Below are 16,931 nucleotides of genomic sequence, written 5' to 3' on the forward strand. Positions count from 1 at the left end.
CACGTTAGCGGGTCACCGGGGCGGGGGGCCGCGCCCCCGGACCCGCGCATCCCCCGCGCGGTACCGTGCCCTTCGTGGGGATCGAGAGCGACCAGGTCGTCTACGAGTATCTGAGCCGCGTCGGCGACGTCGCACAGCAGCAGCAGTTGTCGTCGGCCACGCGGATGCGGCTCGTGTCCGAGCTGCGCAACGAGATCGACCGGCGCCGCTCCCGGGCGGCCGTCGACTCGCCCGCCGCCGTCCGCCGCATCATCGACCGCCTCGGCAGCCCGGACGACGTCGTCGCCGCTGCGGCCGACGGCGGCGCGGGTGCCCCGCAGACGCCGACGCCCTCCGTGCCCGTACAGCGGGACGACGAGGACCGGCCGCCACCGGCCCCCCGGGGGCTGGGCAAGGTGCCCGGGCCCCGGTCGGGCGCGCTCGCCGACGAGGTCGGGGTGCCCGACTGGTGGGAGCGGGAGTCCGATCCGTTCGCCGTGGGCGACGAGGTGCCCGGGTTCGTCGGCGGGGTCGAGATCCCGGAGATGCTGCGGGCCCCGCGCCCGGAGAAGGAACCGGGGGAGCCCGAGGACGCGCCGGGCAAGCCCGAGGGGGCGCCGCAGGCGGAGGCCGCGGCGGTCAAGGGGCGTCGCCGGTTCCTGCCCGCCCTCCCGAGCGGCGGCTGGAGCAACCCCCTGCTGCTGCTCGCCGCCGTCGCCCTCGTCGTCGGGGCGGTGCTCGGGAAGCTGTTGTTGCTGGTCGCGGGCTGGGCGATCGCCTATGTCTCGCGCCGGCTGACCGACCGGGAGACCAAGCTGGCGGTCATGTGGCTGCCGGGGCTGTCCGTCGCCGCCGGGGTGGTGTGGCTGTGGGGCCGCAGCGAGGGCCGCTGGGGCGCGCCCATCGCCGAGGGGCACATGAACGACGCGATCGGCGAGACCTGGCCGTGGGTGGTGCGGGGCGCGGCCGTGGCGTCGGCGCTGTTCCTGGTCTGGCGCTCGCAGCGGCGGAAGTAGCTCGCGGCGGCGGAAACAGCTCGCGGCGGTGGAAACAGCTCGCAGCGGCGGAAAGCGGCCCGGCACAATGTCCCGCATGACCGTCGCCTCCCCCCGTGCACGCACCGTCGGCTTCGACCTCGACATGACCCTCATCGACTCCCGGCCCGGTATCCACGCCTGCTGGACGGAGCTGTCCGCGCGGACCGGGACGTACGTCGACGCCGATCTCGTGGTCACGCGGCTGGGGCCGCCGCTGACGGAGGAGATGGCGCACTGGTTCCCGGCGGAGGACATAGCGGCCATGGCCGACCTCTACCGCGAGATCTACCCGGCTTACGCCGTCACCGGCACCCTCGCGATGCCCGGCGCCCACGAGGCGCTGGAGGCGGTGCGGCGGGCCGGCGGGAAGCCGATCGTCGTCACCGCGAAGTGGGAGCGCAACGCGCAGCTGCACATGGAGCACCTGGGCATGCGGCCCCACGCGCTGATCGGCAACCTGTGGGCGGCCCAGAAGGCGGACGCGCTGCGGGAGCACGGCGCGTCCGTGTACGTCGGCGACCACGTGGGGGACGTGCGCGGGGCCCGGCTCGCCGAGGCGTTCTCGGTGGGCGTCGCCACGGGGCCGTGCAGCGCGGCGGAACTCACCGAGGCCGGTGCGGACGTCGTCCTCGACGACCTGACCGGCTTCGGGGAGTGGTTCGCGGACTACGAGGGCTGATTCCCCGCCCGCGCCCGCCGCCGGCCCGCCGCGACCGACCGGAGCACCCCGGCGCCCGCGACGAGGAATCCGACGCCCATGAGCATGCTCAGTCCGAACATGTACGTCGGAAAAGGCGTCGTCCCGAGGAACAGCGGGGCGATCGTGACGAGGGTGGCCACGGCACCGACGAAGAAGACGACGGCCCCCGCACGGATCAGTCGGTCACCGGGAGCGGCGGAATCGGTTGGTGTTTTGTCACGCACCGGACCAGGGTAGTTCCCACCGCGAAGGAACAGCCGGGCGACGTCCTCTCACCCGCCCGAAGACCATTAGCCTTGGTACCGGCGGGTCACTGTTGACCCGCCCGACTGCTCTCAAGAGCCGTTCCCCAGCTGTTTTTTCCAGAAGCAAGTTTCCGACGAGTACGAGTACGAGGACGAGGACAGACGTGCCTACCGGCAAGGATGAAGTCGGGTACCTAGGCACACAGGGAGCGCTACGCTCCCACCATGACTCCTGGTCTTCGCTACCTCGCATGCCTGCGCCTGTCTGCCGACTCGGACGGCTCGACGTCCATCGAGTGGCAGCGTGGCGTGATCCGACACCACGTCAGCTCCCCTCTCCTGTCCGGCGTCCTGGTGGGGGAGGCAGAGGACACGGACGTCTCAGGGTCCATCTCCCCCTTCAAGCGGCCCAAGCTGGGGAAGTGGCTGACGTCCCGCGCGGATGAGTTCGACGTGATCATTGCAGCCAGGATGGACAGGCTTACCCGTCGCTCAATGCACTTCAACGAACTCTTGGAATGGGCGCAGCAGAACGGCAAGTTCATCGTCTGCGTTGAAGAGGGGTTCGACCTCTCCACTCCCCAAGGCAAGATGATGGCTCGCATGACAGCCGTCTTCGCTGAGGCTGAGTGGGACACCATTCAGGCGCGCATCCTCAACGGCGTACAGAGCCGTCTGGAGAACCGTTCATGGCTCGTAGGCGCTCCGCCCACCGGCTACCGCATCAAAGCTGTAGAGGGCGGTAAGAGGAAGGTTCTGGAGATTGACCAGGACTTCCACCCTTACGTACAAGAGATCTTCTCTCGCGTCCGTGAGGGGCAGTCCACGCACAGGATTGCCCGTGACTTCAACGGCCGTGGCGTACTCACGTGGGGAGACCACCTGCGGAAGCTCAAAGGTGAGGAAACCAAGGGGACGCAATGGCAATCGACCATCATCAATAAATTCATCCGCTCCTCTTGGGTTCCTGGTATCTACACGTACAAGGGAGAGGCTGTATTGGATGACGAGGGGAATCCCGTCATTCTCCCTGAGCGGCCCTTGGCCACAATGGATGAGTGGACAGACCTGGTCGACAGGATCAAACCCGCTCCCAAGGCCTATACGGAGGGAACGCGCGTAAGCGCCAAGAGCCTGCTTTCCAGTATTGCGCGCTGCGGTAACTGTGGAGCGCCGGTTACTTCTCTCATGGGTACAGGGCACACCAGGAAAGACGGAGAGAGGATTCCCGGACACAGGTATTACCGCTGCTCCAACAAGTTCAAGGGTGGAGCGTGTAACGAGGGGCTTTACATTCGTGCTGATCTCCTGGACACGTGGGTTGAACAGGAGATTCGTAAGAGCGTAGGCGCGTGGGACATGTACGAGCGTGCCGGTACGGGTCCTAGTCAGGCAAGGGAACTCCAGGACACCAGGGCGCGCCTCGAAAACCTGGAAGCCAAGTACATTGCAGGGGAGTACGACGGAGAGGGGCAGGAAGAGTCGTACATGCGAATGCACAAGGGTCTCTCTGCAAAGGTCGCTCTCCTGGCTAAGCAGGAAGCGGAAAGGGCTAACCCCACACTCAAGGCGACGGGTAAGAAGTACGGGGAAGTCTGGGAAGCCAAAGACCAGGAAGACCGAAGGGAATTCCTCCGTACCTATCAGGTCAAGGTCTGGGGGTGGAACAAGGGAGCGGATGAAAGCGATAAGGGAATGGTCATGGACCTGGGAGACATTCAGGCAATGGCAAATGAACTCGCACTTACGCGCCCTGGAAAGAAGAAGATGACAAGGCTGGTGGTTAGTCACAACGTAGAAGCTCAATTGTGGAAAGCGCTGCAACTCGCCAGACCGTAAGAGATGAACGGGTATAAAGACAAGGCTCCGCTGAACAGCTGGGCCTCCGTAGGGCTACGACGGCTTTCTGTGTGGTCGCCTGGGCAGTCCCGTCCTCCGCTGCCAATGCGACGGTCCCAGGGAAGCGCGCACCAGGTGCCCACTCCCCAGCGCCCAACCGGCGACGCAGATCGTCGGCAATCTGTGGACCAGCGCGAGCTGACCTACGACGGGCTGCGGGCCGCCGAGGCCAAGGGCAACAAGGGCGGGCGCCGCCCGGTCGTCACGGCGGCGATGGCCGCCGCCGTGACGCGCCGCGTACCTGGGCGGCCGGTCCATCGCCAGCCTCGCCCGCGACCACCACGTCAGCCGCGGCGCCATCCGTACCGCCGTCGCCGAGCTCCTGCCCGAGCACACCGCCGACGTCGACCAGGACGCCCCGGCTCCGGAGCTGCCGGTCGTCCTCGACATGCCGGGCAAGGTCGCCGACTTCCTCCGCGCGGCCGACCTGGAGCCCGCCGAGCGGACAGCGCTCGACCACGGCAAGGCCGTACGACGCGGCACGGGCTACACCCTCCGCGTCACCGCCGCGCCCGCGGTTCACCGCCAACTCCTCGAACCGCTGCCAGGTCCTCGACCGTGCCGGGGCGATCCCGGCTCAGCGCAAGGCCCGCCGCGAGTACGAGAACCGAGTCACCGCTCTTCCCGGCACTACAGCCGGACCATGATCGATCTCAGCGCCGATGTTCCCCAAGGCCGGGCTTCCCAGGGTGGATGTCGATCTCCGCAGTCGATTGCATCAATCTCGAGGCCAAGGACGTACTGACGATCGCTGAGGACTTGCACGCCCGTGGAATCGCGCTCCGCATCCTCACGGGAACTCTCGCCGGTAACTACTCCCCGAAGGGGGAAGGCAAGTTCTTCTTTACGATGATGGTTGCCTTTGCTGAGATTGGGCGAGACATGATCGTAGAGCGCACCCGCGCTGGTCTCGACGCTGCCAAGGCTCAGGGGCGTACCGGTGGGCGTCCTGCCGTCATCACTGAGGACGTGCTGACTGCAGCCAAGGCCCGTAAGGCCAAGGGAGAGAGCATCACTGCCATTGCCAAGGCTCTCGGAGTCTCCCGTGCGACCCTCTACCGGCACATCGGCTAGCCCCTCACACTTCCCCCACCACTTTGAGCCTCTGTCATCACTGGCAGGGGCTCGCTACCGTTTTAAGGCGTGTTCGGCTGGAGAGACCCCCGGTAGGCTGTCATGACGGCAGTTCAAGGGCGTCCGGCCAGTCCGGGGCAGACAGAGGGAGCGTGTGCTTTGCCGACTGGCAAGGTCAAGTGGTTCAACAGCGAGAAGGGCTTCGGCTTCCTCTCCCGTGACGACGGCGGTGACGTCTTCGTCCATTCCTCCGTCCTGCCCGCCGGAGTCGAGGCCCTGAAGCCGGGCCAGCGAGTGGAGTTCGGTGTCGTCGCCGGACAGCGCGGCGACCAGGCGCTCTCCGTCGTCCTCCTCGACCCGACGCCCTCCGTCGCGGCGGCCCAGCGCAAGAAGCCGGACGAACTGGCCTCCATCGTGCAGGACCTGACGACCCTCCTCGAGAACATCACGCCGATGCTGGAGAAGGGCCGCTACCCCGACAAGGCCTCCGGCAAGAAGATCGCCGGGCTGCTGCGCGCGGTCGCCGACCAGTTGGACGTCTGACCGCAGCCGGGTCCGGGAGATCGAGCAGCCCCGGCCGGGGGGCCCACCGCCCCCCGGCCGCCGGGGCGGCTTTTTTCTGCCGTTTTCGGTGCTCAGGGGAACGAGAGCGACCCGGGTCCGAGCGCGGGCACCAGTCCCTCGGCCGCCGCCCGCGTCAGCAGTCCCCGGACCGCCGCGTAGCCGGCCTCGCCCAGGTCGGCCGTGAACGCGTTGACGTACAGGCCGATGTGCTGGTCGGCGACCGCCGGGTTCGATCTCCTGCGCGTGGGCCATGACGTACGGGCGGGAGATCTCGGGGGCGTCCCAGGCGGCGCGTACGGAGGCGCGGATCGCCGACGCCAGGGCGGTCAGCCTGTCCGGGCCCAGGGAGCGCTTGGCGATGATCGCGCCCAGCGGGATCGGCAGCCCCGTGGTGGACTCCCAGTGCTCGCCCATGTCCGCCAGCTTGTGCAGCCCGTAGTTCTGGTACGTGAAGCGCGCCTCGTGGATGACGAGCCCCGCGTCGACCTTGCCGTCCCGTACGGCGGGCATGATCTCGTGGAAGGGCAGGACCACGATCTCGCCCACCCCGCCGGGCAGCGTGTCCGCCGCCCACAGCCGGAACAGCAGGTACGCCGTCGACCGCTCGGAGGGCACCGCGACCGTGCGGCCGGTCAGGTCGAGCCCGGCCTCCCGGGTCAGGACCAGCGGTCCGCAGCCCCGGCCCAGCGCACCCCCGCACGGCAGCAGCGCATACGCGTCGAGGACGTACGGCAGCACCGCGTACGACACCTTCAGCGCATCGAACTCGCCCCGCTCGGCCATGCCGTTGGTGAGGTCGATGTCCGCGAACGTCACGTCCAGCGCGGGCGCGCCCGGCACCCGGCCGTGGGCGAGGGCGTCGAAGACGAACGTGTCGTTCGGGCAGGGGGAGTACGCGATCCGCAGCGGCTGCTCACTGGTCATGCCGGTTCCAACTCTCCAGAAGGGGCGCGAGCTTCCCGAAGCCCGTCGTCAGCGCGGCCAGCGCCTCGCCGATGCGCCAGGCCGCGCGGTCGCGGGGGCCCACGGGATTGGAGACCGCGCGGATCTCCAGGACGGGGGTGCCGTGCGCGCCGGCCGCCTCGGCGACCCCGAAACCCTCCATGGCCTCGGCCAGCGCCCCGGGGTGGCGGGCGCGCAGGGCCGCGGCGCGGACGGCGGTGCCGGTGACCGTGGAGACGGTCAGGATCTCCCCGGTACGGGCACCGGCGGCGTCCGCGGTCACTCGTACGAGTGAGTCCGGCGGACGATGGGTGACGGTGCCGAAGCCCAGCTCGGTGACCGGCAGGAAGCCCTCCGCGCTCTCCGCGCCCAGGTCGGCGACGGTGATCCGGTCCGCGACGACCAGCGAGCCGACGGGTGCCCCGGGCAGGAAGCCGCCGGCGATACCGGCCGAGACGACCAGGCCGTACGGCTCACCCGTCAGCGTCGCGGCGGTCAGCGCGGCGGAGACGGACGCGGCGGCCAGCGCCGGGCCGACCCCGGCGGCGAGCAGGTCGAACGGCCCGCCGGTGCGCTGCAGCTCCACCCCGGGCCGGGACACCGGCCGGCACGGCTCCGGAAACGCCCGTGCCACCGCGTCCCGTTCTGCGGGGACCGCGGTGGCCACGAGGATGCGGGCGGAGGACGTGACTAGTCGTCCTTCTTCAGCTTGAACGACCACAGACCCGTCGCGGTCTGGCTGTCCTTCTTGCCGTCGCCCGCCTTGATGGTGACGAGCGTCGAGTCGCCCTGGGCGCCGTACTGCGCGTTGAAGAACACGCTGCCCGGGATGGTGCGGTACGTCTTGTCGCTGTCCTCGGTGAGCGGCTGACCGTTCATCAGGATGGTCCAGCGCTTGTCCGCGATGTCGGGGTCGACACCGAAGCGGACCGTCTCGTCCGGGTCGACGTCGATGGACTTGATGTCCTTGTCGGCCAGGCACTTCGTCAGGGCGGCGGCGTTGAGCGCCTTGCCCTCGCCGCCGCAGGTGGCCTCGGAGCTCACCGAGGTGCGGCCGACGGTGATCGTGGACAGCGGCGTCGGCTTGTCACAGGCCGACAGGACGAGCAGTCCGGCGGAAACGGCGCCGGCGGCAGCGACGGCGCGGCGTCGCGTTACGGAGTGCAGCGTGGTCATGGGGCGAAGGCTATCGGGCGGGCACGGCGGTCTCTTTATGCGGGGGGCCATGCCGCTGTGTGTTACGCCACGCGGGCCTTCGCCGCTCCTCCGTGACGGGCCGAGCCGATCAGACCACGCACCGTCGTCAGCCAGCCGAGCGCGAGGACACCGGCGGCCACGCACAGACCCAGCGTGCCGTTGAGCGGCATCACGATGCCGATCGCGCCGCCCAGTACCCACGCCATCTGGAGCATGGTCTCCGAGCGGGCGAACGCCGACGTCCGCACCAGTTCGGGCACGTCCCGCTGGATCAGCGCGTCCAGCGACAGCTTCGCCAGCGCCAGACAGAACCCGGTCGTCGCCGTCAGACACGCCACCAGGAACGCGCCGAAGAAGACCGCCGCCGTGATCGCCGCGCCCAGGACCACCGCGAGGACCGTCACGATGATGATCTCCGGTGCCCGGGCCCGCAGCCACGCCCCCATCGCCGTACCCAGCGCGTTGCCCGCACCCGCCGCGACCGCCACCATGCCCAGCGACACGGCCGCGCTGGACCCGGTCAGCGGGTGCTCGCGCAGCAGGAAGGCGAGGAAGAAGGTCAGGAAGCCGGACAGCCAGCGCAGCGCCGCGTTCGCGCCGAGGGCATGGGTGACGGCGATGCCGACGGTCCGCAGACCGGGGCGTTTGACCGGCTGCCGGTGCGGGCCGTGCAGATGCTCCTCGTCCGCCGCGAGCAGCGCGATGTCCTCGCCCTTGGCGGAGTCCACCTTCGGCGGCAGGGTGAACGACAGGAACGTACCTGCCATGAAGATCACGAAGGCGCCGTACAGCGGCCAGCGCTCCCCGATCGCGTGCAGCCCGGCCCCCACGGGAGCCGCCACACCGGTGGCGAGGAGCCCGCCGAGGGTGACGCGCGAGTTCGCCTTCACCAGGGAGAAGCGCGGCGGGAGGAGCCGGGGGACCACGGCGCTGCGGACCACGCCGTACGCCTTCGACGCGACGAGCACGCCGAGCGCCGCCGGGTACAGCTCCAGACTGCCGGTGGCGACCGCCCCGGCGATGATCAGCGCCAGCAGGGCACGGGCGAGCATCGCGGCCGCCATCGCCGCCCGGCGGCCGTGCGGCAGCTTGTCCAGGAGCGGGCCGATCACCGGGGCGAGGACGGTGAAGGGCGCCATGGTGATGGCGAGGTACAGCGCCACGCGGCCCCGGGCCTCGTCCGTCGGCACCGAGAAGAAGACGGTGGAGGCCAGCGCCACGGTGATCATCACGTCCCCGGCGCCGTTCACCGCGTGCAGCTCGATCAGCTTGCCCAGACCGGACTCGCCGGCGCCGTGCGCGTGCGTGGCCTTTCTGATGCCGCGGGCCGTGCCGGTGAACGGGAGGTGCAGGGCACGGCCGACGGCACGGACGGACCCGCCGATCAGGCCCGGCCCGCCGATCCGGCCCGTTCCCTTCGGCCCTCTCGATTCCCTCGTCCCACCGGTCCCGGTGGCACCTTCGGATGCTTTCGCGGCTGCCACCCCGTCATAGTGCCCCGAGAACGGCCCGCATAGTGCGGTTCCCGCGCGGATGGAGGGGGTCGGGTACTGTCCGGATACGGTCCGGATACGGTCCGGGCACGGGTCGGGGAGCGGTCCGGTACGGGGAAACGTCCCGTCGGTGTAGGCCGAACGTCGCGGAACAGGTAGCGTGCGTAGCGCGCCGTGGCGATCGTTCTCGGCCGCGCGCCTCCCCGGCATCCAGCAGAATGGATGACAGCAGGTGCGCCCGAGCGCGATCGGGCGCGGACGTCGACGCGGCCCTTCGGTCCGCTCCGTCCGCACCCGCCGCCTTCAGGCCGGCGCACCCGAGAGACGGCGTAGGAGAGAAGCGATACCTGTGAGCGCAGCGACCACGCGAAGCCGCACCCCCGACCGCCTGTGCGCCGAGGCCGTCGACCTCGCCCGCGCCGCAGCCGAGGAGGCCGCCGCGCCCGGCGTCGTCGGCGAGCACGTAGGCCTGCTCTCCGAGGGCGACCGGGTCGTCACGCACTACTTCGAGTGCAAGGAGCTCGGCTACCGGGGCTGGCGCTGGGCGGCCACCGTGGCCCGCGCCTCCCGCGCCAAGACCGTCACCCTCGACGAGGTCGTCCTGCTGCCCGGCCCGGACGCCGTCCTCGCCCCCGAGTGGGTCCCCTGGAGCGAGCGCCTGCGCCCCGGCGACCTCGGCCCCGGCGATCTCCTGCCCACCGACGCCGAGGACCTGCGGCTGGAGCCCGGGTACACCGGCGAGGACGAGCCGGTGCCCAACGCGCCCGTCTCCCAGGAGATGGCCGAACTGGTCGAGGCCGAGGACGCCGAGGTGACCGCGGCCCCGCCTGCCGCCCTGCCCACGGTCCCGGCCCGCGGCTCGATCTCCGCGGTCGCCGAGGAGCTGGGCCTGCGCCGCGCCCGGGTCCTGTCCCGGTACGGACTGCACACCGCCGCCGACCGCTGGGAGGAGTCCTTCGGCGCCAAGACGCCCATGGCCCAGGCGGCCCCCGCGACCTGCGTCAGCTGCGGCTTCCTCACCCCCATCGGCGGCTCCCTCGGCCAGGCCTTCGGCGTCTGCGCCAACGAGTTCTCCCCGGCGGACGGGCGGGTTGTGTCCCTGGCCTACGGCTGCGGCGGCCACTCCGAGGCCGCGGTCATGCCGAAGCCCCCGCAGCCGCCCGCGCCGGTGATCGACGAGACCAGGGTGGACCCCTTCCCGCTCCGCCCGGCCGCGGACTCGGGCTCGGTCCCGGCGGTCCCCGACGAGGCGACGGCCGAACTGGGCCACGCGTAGGCCCCCGGGCCCCAGGGCAGACGTGATCAGCAGTTCTCGCTGATCACGTCCTCGAGGGTGCTCAGCGAGAGCTCGTCGTTCGCGAGCTGCTCCTGCAAGCTCGCCAGGCGCTGTTCGAGGGCCGCGATCGCCGCCTGGTCGGGAGGGGTCTGCTGCTTGAGCGCGGCGATGTCGTCCTCGAGCCGACGGATCCGTTTCTTCAGGCGCTCGATCTCCTGACGGGATTCCTCGGCCGCGCGGCGCATCATCGTGCAGGGATCTTCGTGGGCGGGCATCTCGGCTCTCCTCGCTCTCCGGTACCCCCTGAGCCCATCGTGCGGACCGTGCCGGACTCCGGCACGCGCTCCGCGCCCCCGCTGCTCCGTCCGGGCGGCGGGTCTCGGGGGGTGCGGTGCGCGATACCTTCTCCTCACGCCGACGAGGAGAGTGAACGTGAGCAAGTTCGTGCGGCCGGCCCCCGAGGGCGCTGATCCCTTCGGCACGGCCCGCCTGCGCCGCGGCGTCCTGGACGCCTGGGCCACCAGTCCCGCCCGTTTCCGTGAGGACGCCAACGCCGAGGAGGACCTCGTCCTCGGCGGCTACCGTGACCGTCTCGTCGTGGAGCTCGCCCAGAACGCCGCCGACGCCGCCGCCCGCGCCGGGGTGCCCGGCAGGCTGCGGCTCACCCTCCGCGACGGCGTCCTCGTCGCCGCCAACACCGGCGCCCCCCTGGACGCGGCCGGTGTGGAGTCCCTCGCCACCCTGCGCGCCTCCGCCAAGCGCGACACCCAGCAGGTCTCCGTGGGCCGCTACGGCGTCGGCTTCGCCGCCGTCCTCTCCGTCACCGACGAACCCGCCGTCGTCGGCCGGCACGGCGGCGTCCGCTGGGACCTCGCCGAGGCCCGCGAGCTGGCCGCCGACACCGCCCGCCACAGCCCCGGCCTCGGCGACGAGCTGCGCCGCCGCGACGGCCACGTCCCGCTCCTGCGCCTTCCCTTCGCCGCCCAGGGCACCGCCCCGGACCCGTACGACACCGCCGTCATCCTCCCGCTGCGCGACGCGGCCGCCGCCGACCTCGCCGAACGCCTCCTCGCCGCCGTCGACGACGCCCTCCTGCTCGCCCTGCCGGGCCTGACGGAGGTCGTGATCGAGGCCGGTGCCGACGCGCCCCGCACCCTGCGCCGCACCACCGACGGCGCCCTCACCGTCGTCACGGACTCCCGCGAGGGCACCACCCGCTGGCGCACGGCCGCCGCGCACGGGCCGCTCACGCCCGCACTGCTCGCCGACCGCCCCGTCGAGGAGCGGCAGCGGGCGCACTGGTCGGTCACCTGGGCCGTCCCCGTGGACGAGGAGGGCGCCCCCGCCCGGCCCCGCACCAGCCCCGTCGTGCACGCTCCCACCCCCAGCGACGAACCGCTCGGCGTCCCCGCGCTGCTCATCGCGTCCTTCCCGCTGGACACCACCCGCCGGCACGCCGCCCCCGGCCCGCTCACCGACCACCTGGTCGAGCGCGCGGCCGACGCCTACGCCGAACTCCTCGCCGACTGGCGCCCGGTGACGTCCGGCGTCATCGACCTCGTGCCCGGCCCGCTCGGCAAGGGCGAGCTGGACGGGGCGCTGCGCCGGGCGATCCTCCAGCGGCTGCCGCGCACCGCCTTCCTGCCGCCCGCCGTGGAGCCCGTCAAGGACGAGGACGACCTGCCCGAGGCGCTGCGCCCGCGGGACGCCGAGGTGGTCGAGGGCGCGGGCGCGGACACCGTACGGGTCCTCGCCGAGGTCCTCCCGACCCTGCTGCCCGCCGGTCTGGAGCGCCGCGTCGAGCTGCGCACCCTCGGCGTCGCCCGGATCCCGCTCGCCGACGCCGTGGACCGGCTCGCCGGGCTGGAGAAGGACCCGGACTGGTGGTACCGGCTCTACGACAGCCTCGCCGGCGTCGACCCGGACCGGCTCTCCGGACTGCCCGTGCCGCTGGCCGACGGCCGGACGACGATCGGCCCGCGCCAGGTCCTGCTGCCCGTCGCGGACGAGGCCGGGGCCGACCCGGAGGTCCTCGCCCGCCTCGGCCTGAAGGTCGCGCACGCGGCCGCCGCGCACCCCCTGCTGGAGAAGCTCGGCGCCCTGCCCGCCACGCCGCGCGCGGTGCTCACCACCCCGCAGGTGCGGGCCGCGGTCGCCGCCTCCCTCGACGACGACGGCGGCGCCTGGGACGACCGGGACACGCCCGACGCGGAGGAGCTCGCCGACACCGTCCTCACCCTTGTCCGCGACGCGGCCCTGGAACCGGGCGACGAGCCCTGGCTGGGCGCCCTCGCGCTGCCCGACGAGGACGGCGAACTCGTTCCGGCCGGTGAACTCGTCCTGCCGGGAAGCCCGTTCGCCGACGTGATCCGCGAGGACGAACTCGCCGCCGTCGACGCCGAGCTGGTGGAGCGCTGGGGCGGGGGCCCGCTCGCCGCGGTCGGCGTCCTCGCCGCCTTCGCGCTCGTCCGCGCCACCGACGTCGTCCTCGACCCCGACGAACTGGAGCCCCGCGAGGGCGACTTCGCCGAGCCGGACGATGCGGGGCTGCTGGACGCGGTGGACGTCTGGTGCGAGGACATCCTCGACCGCTTCCCCGACTCCCCCGTCCCGCCGGTGGCCACCGAACTCGTCGCCGTCCGCGACCTCGACCTGGTCGACGACGACCGCTGGCCCCAGGCCCTGGCCCTCCTTGCCCAGCCGCCCCTGCGCGACGCCCTCACCCAGCCCGTCCGGGTCCTCCTCCCCGACGGCACCCACGAGGTCGTACGCCCCTACACGGCGTGGTGGCTGCGCGGCCACCCGGTCCTCGACGGCCGCCGCCCCGCCGGCCTGCTCGCGTCCGGCGGCGACCCGCTCCTGCACGGCCTGTACGACGAGGCCGACGCGACCGGCTTCGACGACGAGCAGGTCCTGCGGGCGCTGGGCGTACGGACCTCGGTGGCGGCGCTGCTCGACGAGCCGGGCGGCGCGGCCGAACTCCTCGACCGTCTGGCCGACCCGGACCGCCCCGTCGGACCCGCGCAGCTCCACGGTCTCTACGGCGCGCTGGCCGAGCTGGACCCCGATCAGGTCACCCTCCCCGACGAGCTGCGGGCCGTCGTGGACGGCCGGGTGGAGGTCGTGGACGCGGCCGACGCGGTGGTCGTCGACTCCCCGGACCTGCTGCCCTTCACGGCGGGCGTCCCGCTCCTGCCGGTCCCCCCGTCCCGCGCCGCGGAGCTGGCCGAGCTGTTCCAGGTGAGGCGGCTGAGCGAGTCGGTGACCGGCCGGGTCGACTCCGAGGGCGCGGAGCACGAGGTCCCGGACCCGGTCCGCGTCCTCCTCGGCCCGCGCACCCCGTCCGTCTACGTCGAACACGAGGAACTCGTCGTCGACGGCGTGGAACTGGACTGGCGCCTCACCGACGACGGCGTCCTGCACGCCGCCACCCTGGAGGGCGTCGCCGCCGGCCTCGCCTGGGCCGCCGGCCAGTGGCCCCGCCGCTTCGAGGTCGCGGCGCTCCTGGAGGACCCGTCCCGCACAGCAGAACTGGCCCGGGACCGCTGGTTCGACTGACCCGAACACACGACGGGGGCCGCCCGATCCACTCGGACGGCCCCCGCGGAAAACCCGTCAGAAAATCTTCCCCGCTTCGTACAACTATTCACATCTTCCGTCGATCTCACCTCATGAGCCAACAGGCTTCACCAACACGTGGGCCCTGTCCGAGACGAGCCGTAGGGATCGACCGCAGCCAGGGTCCTTCTTCACCGGGGGATTGCATGCACATCCGTGCCACCGTGGCCGCTGTCAGCGGCGCCCTGGCTCTCTCCGCCCTCGCCGTGCCGGCCGCTCAGGCCGCGGGCGGGTCCTCGTTCGGCAAGGACGACGTCCAGAAGGCGGCCGCCGCGGCGCAGGCCGCCTCGGGCAAGACGGTGTTCACCGGGGCGACTCCCGCCGCCGACGGCGTCCCGTACCCGCTGAACGTCACCTTCTCGGCCGTGAAGATCAACAACGGCAAGCCGGTCGTCGCGGGCACCAGCGGTCACGTGAGCGTGCCGGTGACGTACAAGGTCACGCACGACGCGGCCTTCGACCTCGCCGCACCCGACGTCTTCCTGGACGTCGAGATCTACCGCGGCACCGCCTACGACACGCCGGCCAACCTGCTGTGGGGCGACGACTGGCCGACCTGCACGGCGTCCTCCGCCACGGTCGCCAGCTGCAAGGGGACCATCGACGTCTACCCCGGCCAGGAGCTGAACAACGTCGACGCCACCTCCTGGAAGGCCGGCGGCTACGTCATCGACTTCAACGACCAGCTCGGCGTCGACATCGACGACATCGACTGGTCCAAGGTCGGTTACGGCGAGCAGGACAAGCTCGCCACCACCAAGCTCCAGCGCCTCTCCAAGCTGACCGTCAACGCCACCCCCGAGCCGGTGAAGAAGGGCAAGACCATCACCGTCACGGGCAAGCTGACCCGCGCCAACTGGGACGACAACAAGTACCACGGCTACTCGGGCCAGCCGGTGAAGCTGCAGTTCCGCAAGAAGGGCAGCTCCACCTACACCACCCTGAAGACCATCAGGACCACCTCCACCGGCACCCTCAAGACCACGGTCAAGGCGTCGGCGGACGGTTACTTCCGCTACAGCTTCGCGGGCACCTCGACGACCCCGGCGGTCAACGCCGCGGGCGACTTCGTCGACGTCAAGTGAGCAACCCAGTCATCCGTACTTCACAGCACCAGGGGAACACCAGCATGCGCGTACGCGCTCTCGTCGTCGCCGCCACCGGCGCCGTCGCTCTCACCGCCCTTGCCGTTCCGGCCGCCCAGGCCGCGCCGACCCCGCCGGCCGGGCCCGCCGTCACCTTCTCCAACGTGAAGATCAACGCCGGCAAGAACGTCGTCGTCGGTCCGACCACGAAGGTCACGGTCTCGGCGAGCTACACCGTCACCAAGTCCGCGAGCCAGAGCGCGGCCTCCCTGTTCACCTTCCCGGTCCTCTACCGCGGTGCCGCGCTCACGCTGGACACCCCGGACAAGGACGTCTGGGGCGGTGACGAGCCGGGCACCTGCACGACCTCCTCCTCGACCGTGCTCAAGTGCACGGCGAAGATCCAGTTCCGGCCGACCGACAACACCGACTACGGCGACCTGACCAACGCCCACGCGGGCGCGTGGAAGATCGGCGGAGCCGCGATCGACATCAACACCGGTGGCGTCACCCCGCTGAGCAACCTCGGCAGCATCAAGGTCCTCCGCAAGGCCACCCTCACCACCGACGCCACCCCGGAGCCGGTGAAGAAGGGCAAGACCATCACGGTCAACGGCAAGCTGGCGCGGGCCAACTGGGACACCAACAAGAACGCCGGTTACGCGTCCCAGTCGGTGAAGCTCCAGTTCAAGAAGAAGGGCGCCACCGCCTACACGACGGTGAAGACCATCAAGTCCAGCTCCACCGGCGTCCTGAAGACCACGGTCAAGGCGACGGCGGACGGCTACTTCCGCTACGTCTTCGCCGGCACCACCACGACCGCTCCGGTCACCTCCGCCGGCGACTTCGTCGACGTGAAGTAACCCGCGAGGGCAAAGAAGGACGAAGAGAAGGAGAGGGGAAGGCGTTCTTCCTCTCTCCTTACCTTTTCCCGTACAACCCGCCCCGGGAGCCACGGATCTACCAGGTGAGTCAAGAGACTCCCGAGATCACTTCTCTCCTCATGGGGAACGCACATGCGCATACGCGCCCTCGTCCTCGCGGCCTCCGGCGCCGTGGCCCTGACCGCCCTCGCCGTGCCCGCCGCGCAGGCCGCCCCGGCCGGCCCCGCGGTCACCTTCTCCGGCCTGAAGGTCAACAGCGGCAAGAACATCGTGGTCGGCCCCACGACGACGGTCACCGTCACGGCCTCCTACACGGTGACCAAGCCCGCGAGCCTGGACCCGAACACCTTCGCGAGCATGCCGGTGCTCTACCGCGGCACCACCCTCGGCGACGACTCCGACGGGCTCGCCGGTGACGACGTCGCCACCTGCACCAAGTCCTCCTCGACCGTCCTGAAGTGCACGGCGAAGATCCAGTTCCGCCCGAAGTCCTCCGACGTGGACATCGATCTGACCAACGCCGACGCCGGCAGCTGGAAGCTGGGCGCCTTCGCGGTCAACGCGGCCGGCGGCGTCACCTACCAGGGCGGCCTCGGCACCACCAAGCTGCTGCGCGCCGCCACCCTCACCGCCGACGCCACCCCGGAGCCGGTGAAGAAGGGCAAGACCCTCACGGTCACCGGCAAGCTCTCCCGTGCCAACTGGGACACCAACAAGTACGCGGGCTACGGCACCCAGCCGGTGAAGCTCCAGTTCAAGAAGAAGGGCGCGACCGCCTACACGACGCTCAAGACCGTCAAGACCGGCTCCACGGGCACCCTGAAGACCACGGTCACGGCCTCCGCGGACGGCTACTTCCGCTATGTCTTCGCGGGATCGTCGACGACGGCCCCGGTGACCTCGGCGGCGGACTTCATCGACGTCCAGTAACCCGTCCG

16 protein-coding genes and 1 pseudogene are annotated in these 16,931 nt (G+C 71.0%); 10 read left to right on the forward strand and 7 right to left on the reverse strand.

Annotated elements, in window-relative coordinates:
• The first annotated feature begins 74 nt into the window (after nucleotides 1-74).
• Nucleotides 75-995, forward strand: coding sequence for a hypothetical protein (locus U5640_RS25260; protein WP_340378018.1), 921 nt, complete (start codon nucleotides 75-77; stop codon nucleotides 993-995).
• A gap of 67 nt (nucleotides 996-1,062) precedes the next feature.
• Nucleotides 1,063-1,695 (forward strand): haloacid dehalogenase-like hydrolase, encoded by a 633-nt coding sequence (locus U5640_RS25265; RefSeq protein ID WP_340378019.1) that lies wholly within the window; start codon nucleotides 1,063-1,065, stop codon nucleotides 1,693-1,695.
• Here U5640_RS25265 and U5640_RS25270 read toward each other — a convergent pair.
• The gene (locus U5640_RS25270) at nucleotides 1,683-1,940 is read right to left on the reverse strand and encodes a hypothetical protein (RefSeq protein WP_340378020.1); all 258 of its coding nucleotides are present in this window, start codon (nucleotides 1,938-1,940) and stop codon (nucleotides 1,683-1,685) included. The two genes, U5640_RS25265 and U5640_RS25270, sit on opposite strands and share 13 nt — an antisense overlap.
• 246 nt (nucleotides 1,941-2,186) lie before the next feature.
• Here U5640_RS25270 and U5640_RS25275 point away from each other — a divergent pair, with 246 nt between their 5' ends.
• Nucleotides 2,187-3,800: a recombinase family protein gene (locus U5640_RS25275; protein ID WP_340378021.1), complete on the forward strand. Its 1,614-nt coding sequence runs from the start codon at nucleotides 2,187-2,189 to the stop codon at nucleotides 3,798-3,800.
• Between the two features lie 262 nt (nucleotides 3,801-4,062).
• Here the strand turns inward: U5640_RS25275 and U5640_RS25280 are convergent, their stop codons facing one another.
• On the reverse strand, nucleotides 4,063-4,383 hold the full coding sequence (locus U5640_RS25280) for a hypothetical protein (protein WP_340378022.1): 321 nt from the start codon (nucleotides 4,381-4,383) through the stop codon (nucleotides 4,063-4,065).
• 170 nt (nucleotides 4,384-4,553) lie between these two features.
• Between U5640_RS25280 and U5640_RS25285 the strand changes: the two genes are divergently transcribed.
• Both U5640_RS25285 and U5640_RS25290 read left to right on the forward strand, forming a co-directional pair.
• Complete coding sequence (locus U5640_RS25285; protein WP_340378023.1) at nucleotides 4,554-4,934, forward strand: recombinase family protein; 381 nt, start codon at nucleotides 4,554-4,556, stop codon at nucleotides 4,932-4,934.
• 159 nt (nucleotides 4,935-5,093) lie between these two features.
• On the forward strand, nucleotides 5,094-5,477 hold the full coding sequence (locus tag U5640_RS25290) for a cold-shock protein (protein WP_340378024.1): 384 nt from the start codon (nucleotides 5,094-5,096) through the stop codon (nucleotides 5,475-5,477).
• 92 nt (nucleotides 5,478-5,569) lie between these two features.
• On the opposite strand, the pseudogene U5640_RS25295 reads toward U5640_RS25290, so the two are convergent.
• The 4 genes and pseudogenes from U5640_RS25295 to U5640_RS25310 all read right to left on the reverse strand — a co-directional run bounded on the left by U5640_RS25295 (nucleotide 5,570) and on the right by U5640_RS25310 (nucleotide 9,121).
• A pseudogene (locus U5640_RS25295) lies at nucleotides 5,570-6,422 on the reverse strand (1,4-dihydroxy-6-naphthoate synthase).
• Nucleotides 6,412-7,161, reverse strand: coding sequence for a futalosine hydrolase (locus U5640_RS25300; protein ID WP_340378025.1), 750 nt, complete (start codon nucleotides 7,159-7,161; stop codon nucleotides 6,412-6,414). Before U5640_RS25300 ends, U5640_RS25295 begins: the two are co-directional and overlap by 11 nt.
• Nucleotides 7,131-7,616 carry a DUF2771 domain-containing protein gene (locus U5640_RS25305; protein WP_340378026.1) on the reverse strand — a complete coding sequence of 162 codons (486 nt, stop codon included), beginning with the start codon at nucleotides 7,614-7,616 and terminating at the stop codon, nucleotides 7,131-7,133. The genes U5640_RS25300 and U5640_RS25305 overlap by 31 nt, the downstream gene beginning before the upstream one ends.
• Nucleotides 7,617-7,678: 62 nt before the next feature.
• Nucleotides 7,679-9,121: an MFS transporter gene (locus tag U5640_RS25310; RefSeq protein ID WP_340378027.1), complete on the reverse strand. Its 1,443-nt coding sequence runs from the start codon at nucleotides 9,119-9,121 to the stop codon at nucleotides 7,679-7,681.
• 358 nt (nucleotides 9,122-9,479) lie between these two features.
• On the opposite strand from U5640_RS25310, the gene U5640_RS25315 reads away from it, so the two are divergent.
• Entirely contained in the window at nucleotides 9,480-10,406 is a 927-nt protein-coding gene (locus U5640_RS25315; RefSeq protein ID WP_340378028.1) for a DUF3027 domain-containing protein, read from the forward strand.
• A 26-nt stretch (nucleotides 10,407-10,432) separates the two neighbouring features.
• Here the strand turns inward: U5640_RS25315 and U5640_RS25320 are convergent, their stop codons facing one another.
• On the reverse strand, nucleotides 10,433-10,681 hold the full coding sequence (locus U5640_RS25320) for a hypothetical protein (RefSeq protein WP_340378029.1): 249 nt from the start codon (nucleotides 10,679-10,681) through the stop codon (nucleotides 10,433-10,435).
• A 157-nt stretch (nucleotides 10,682-10,838) separates the two neighbouring features.
• On the opposite strand from U5640_RS25320, the gene U5640_RS25325 reads away from it, so the two are divergent.
• The 4 genes from U5640_RS25325 (at nucleotide 10,839) to U5640_RS25340 (ending at nucleotide 16,923) form a co-directional block, all read left to right on the forward strand.
• Entirely contained in the window at nucleotides 10,839-13,964 is a 3,126-nt protein-coding gene (locus U5640_RS25325; protein ID WP_340378030.1) for a molecular chaperone Hsp90, read from the forward strand.
• A 206-nt stretch (nucleotides 13,965-14,170) separates the two neighbouring features.
• Complete coding sequence (locus U5640_RS25330) at nucleotides 14,171-15,109, forward strand: hypothetical protein (RefSeq protein ID WP_340378031.1); 939 nt, start codon at nucleotides 14,171-14,173, stop codon at nucleotides 15,107-15,109.
• A 44-nt stretch (nucleotides 15,110-15,153) separates the two neighbouring features.
• Nucleotides 15,154-15,972 carry a hypothetical protein gene (locus U5640_RS25335; protein WP_340378032.1) on the forward strand — a complete coding sequence of 273 codons (819 nt, stop codon included), beginning with the start codon at nucleotides 15,154-15,156 and terminating at the stop codon, nucleotides 15,970-15,972.
• Between the two features lie 153 nt (nucleotides 15,973-16,125).
• Nucleotides 16,126-16,923: a hypothetical protein gene (locus tag U5640_RS25340; protein ID WP_340378033.1), complete on the forward strand. Its 798-nt coding sequence runs from the start codon at nucleotides 16,126-16,128 to the stop codon at nucleotides 16,921-16,923.
• Nucleotides 16,924-16,931: the final 8 nt, after the last annotated feature.

Source organism: Streptomyces sp. SS7 (assembly GCF_037993025.1).
Taxonomy (GTDB): domain Bacteria; phylum Actinomycetota; class Actinomycetes; order Streptomycetales; family Streptomycetaceae; genus Streptomyces.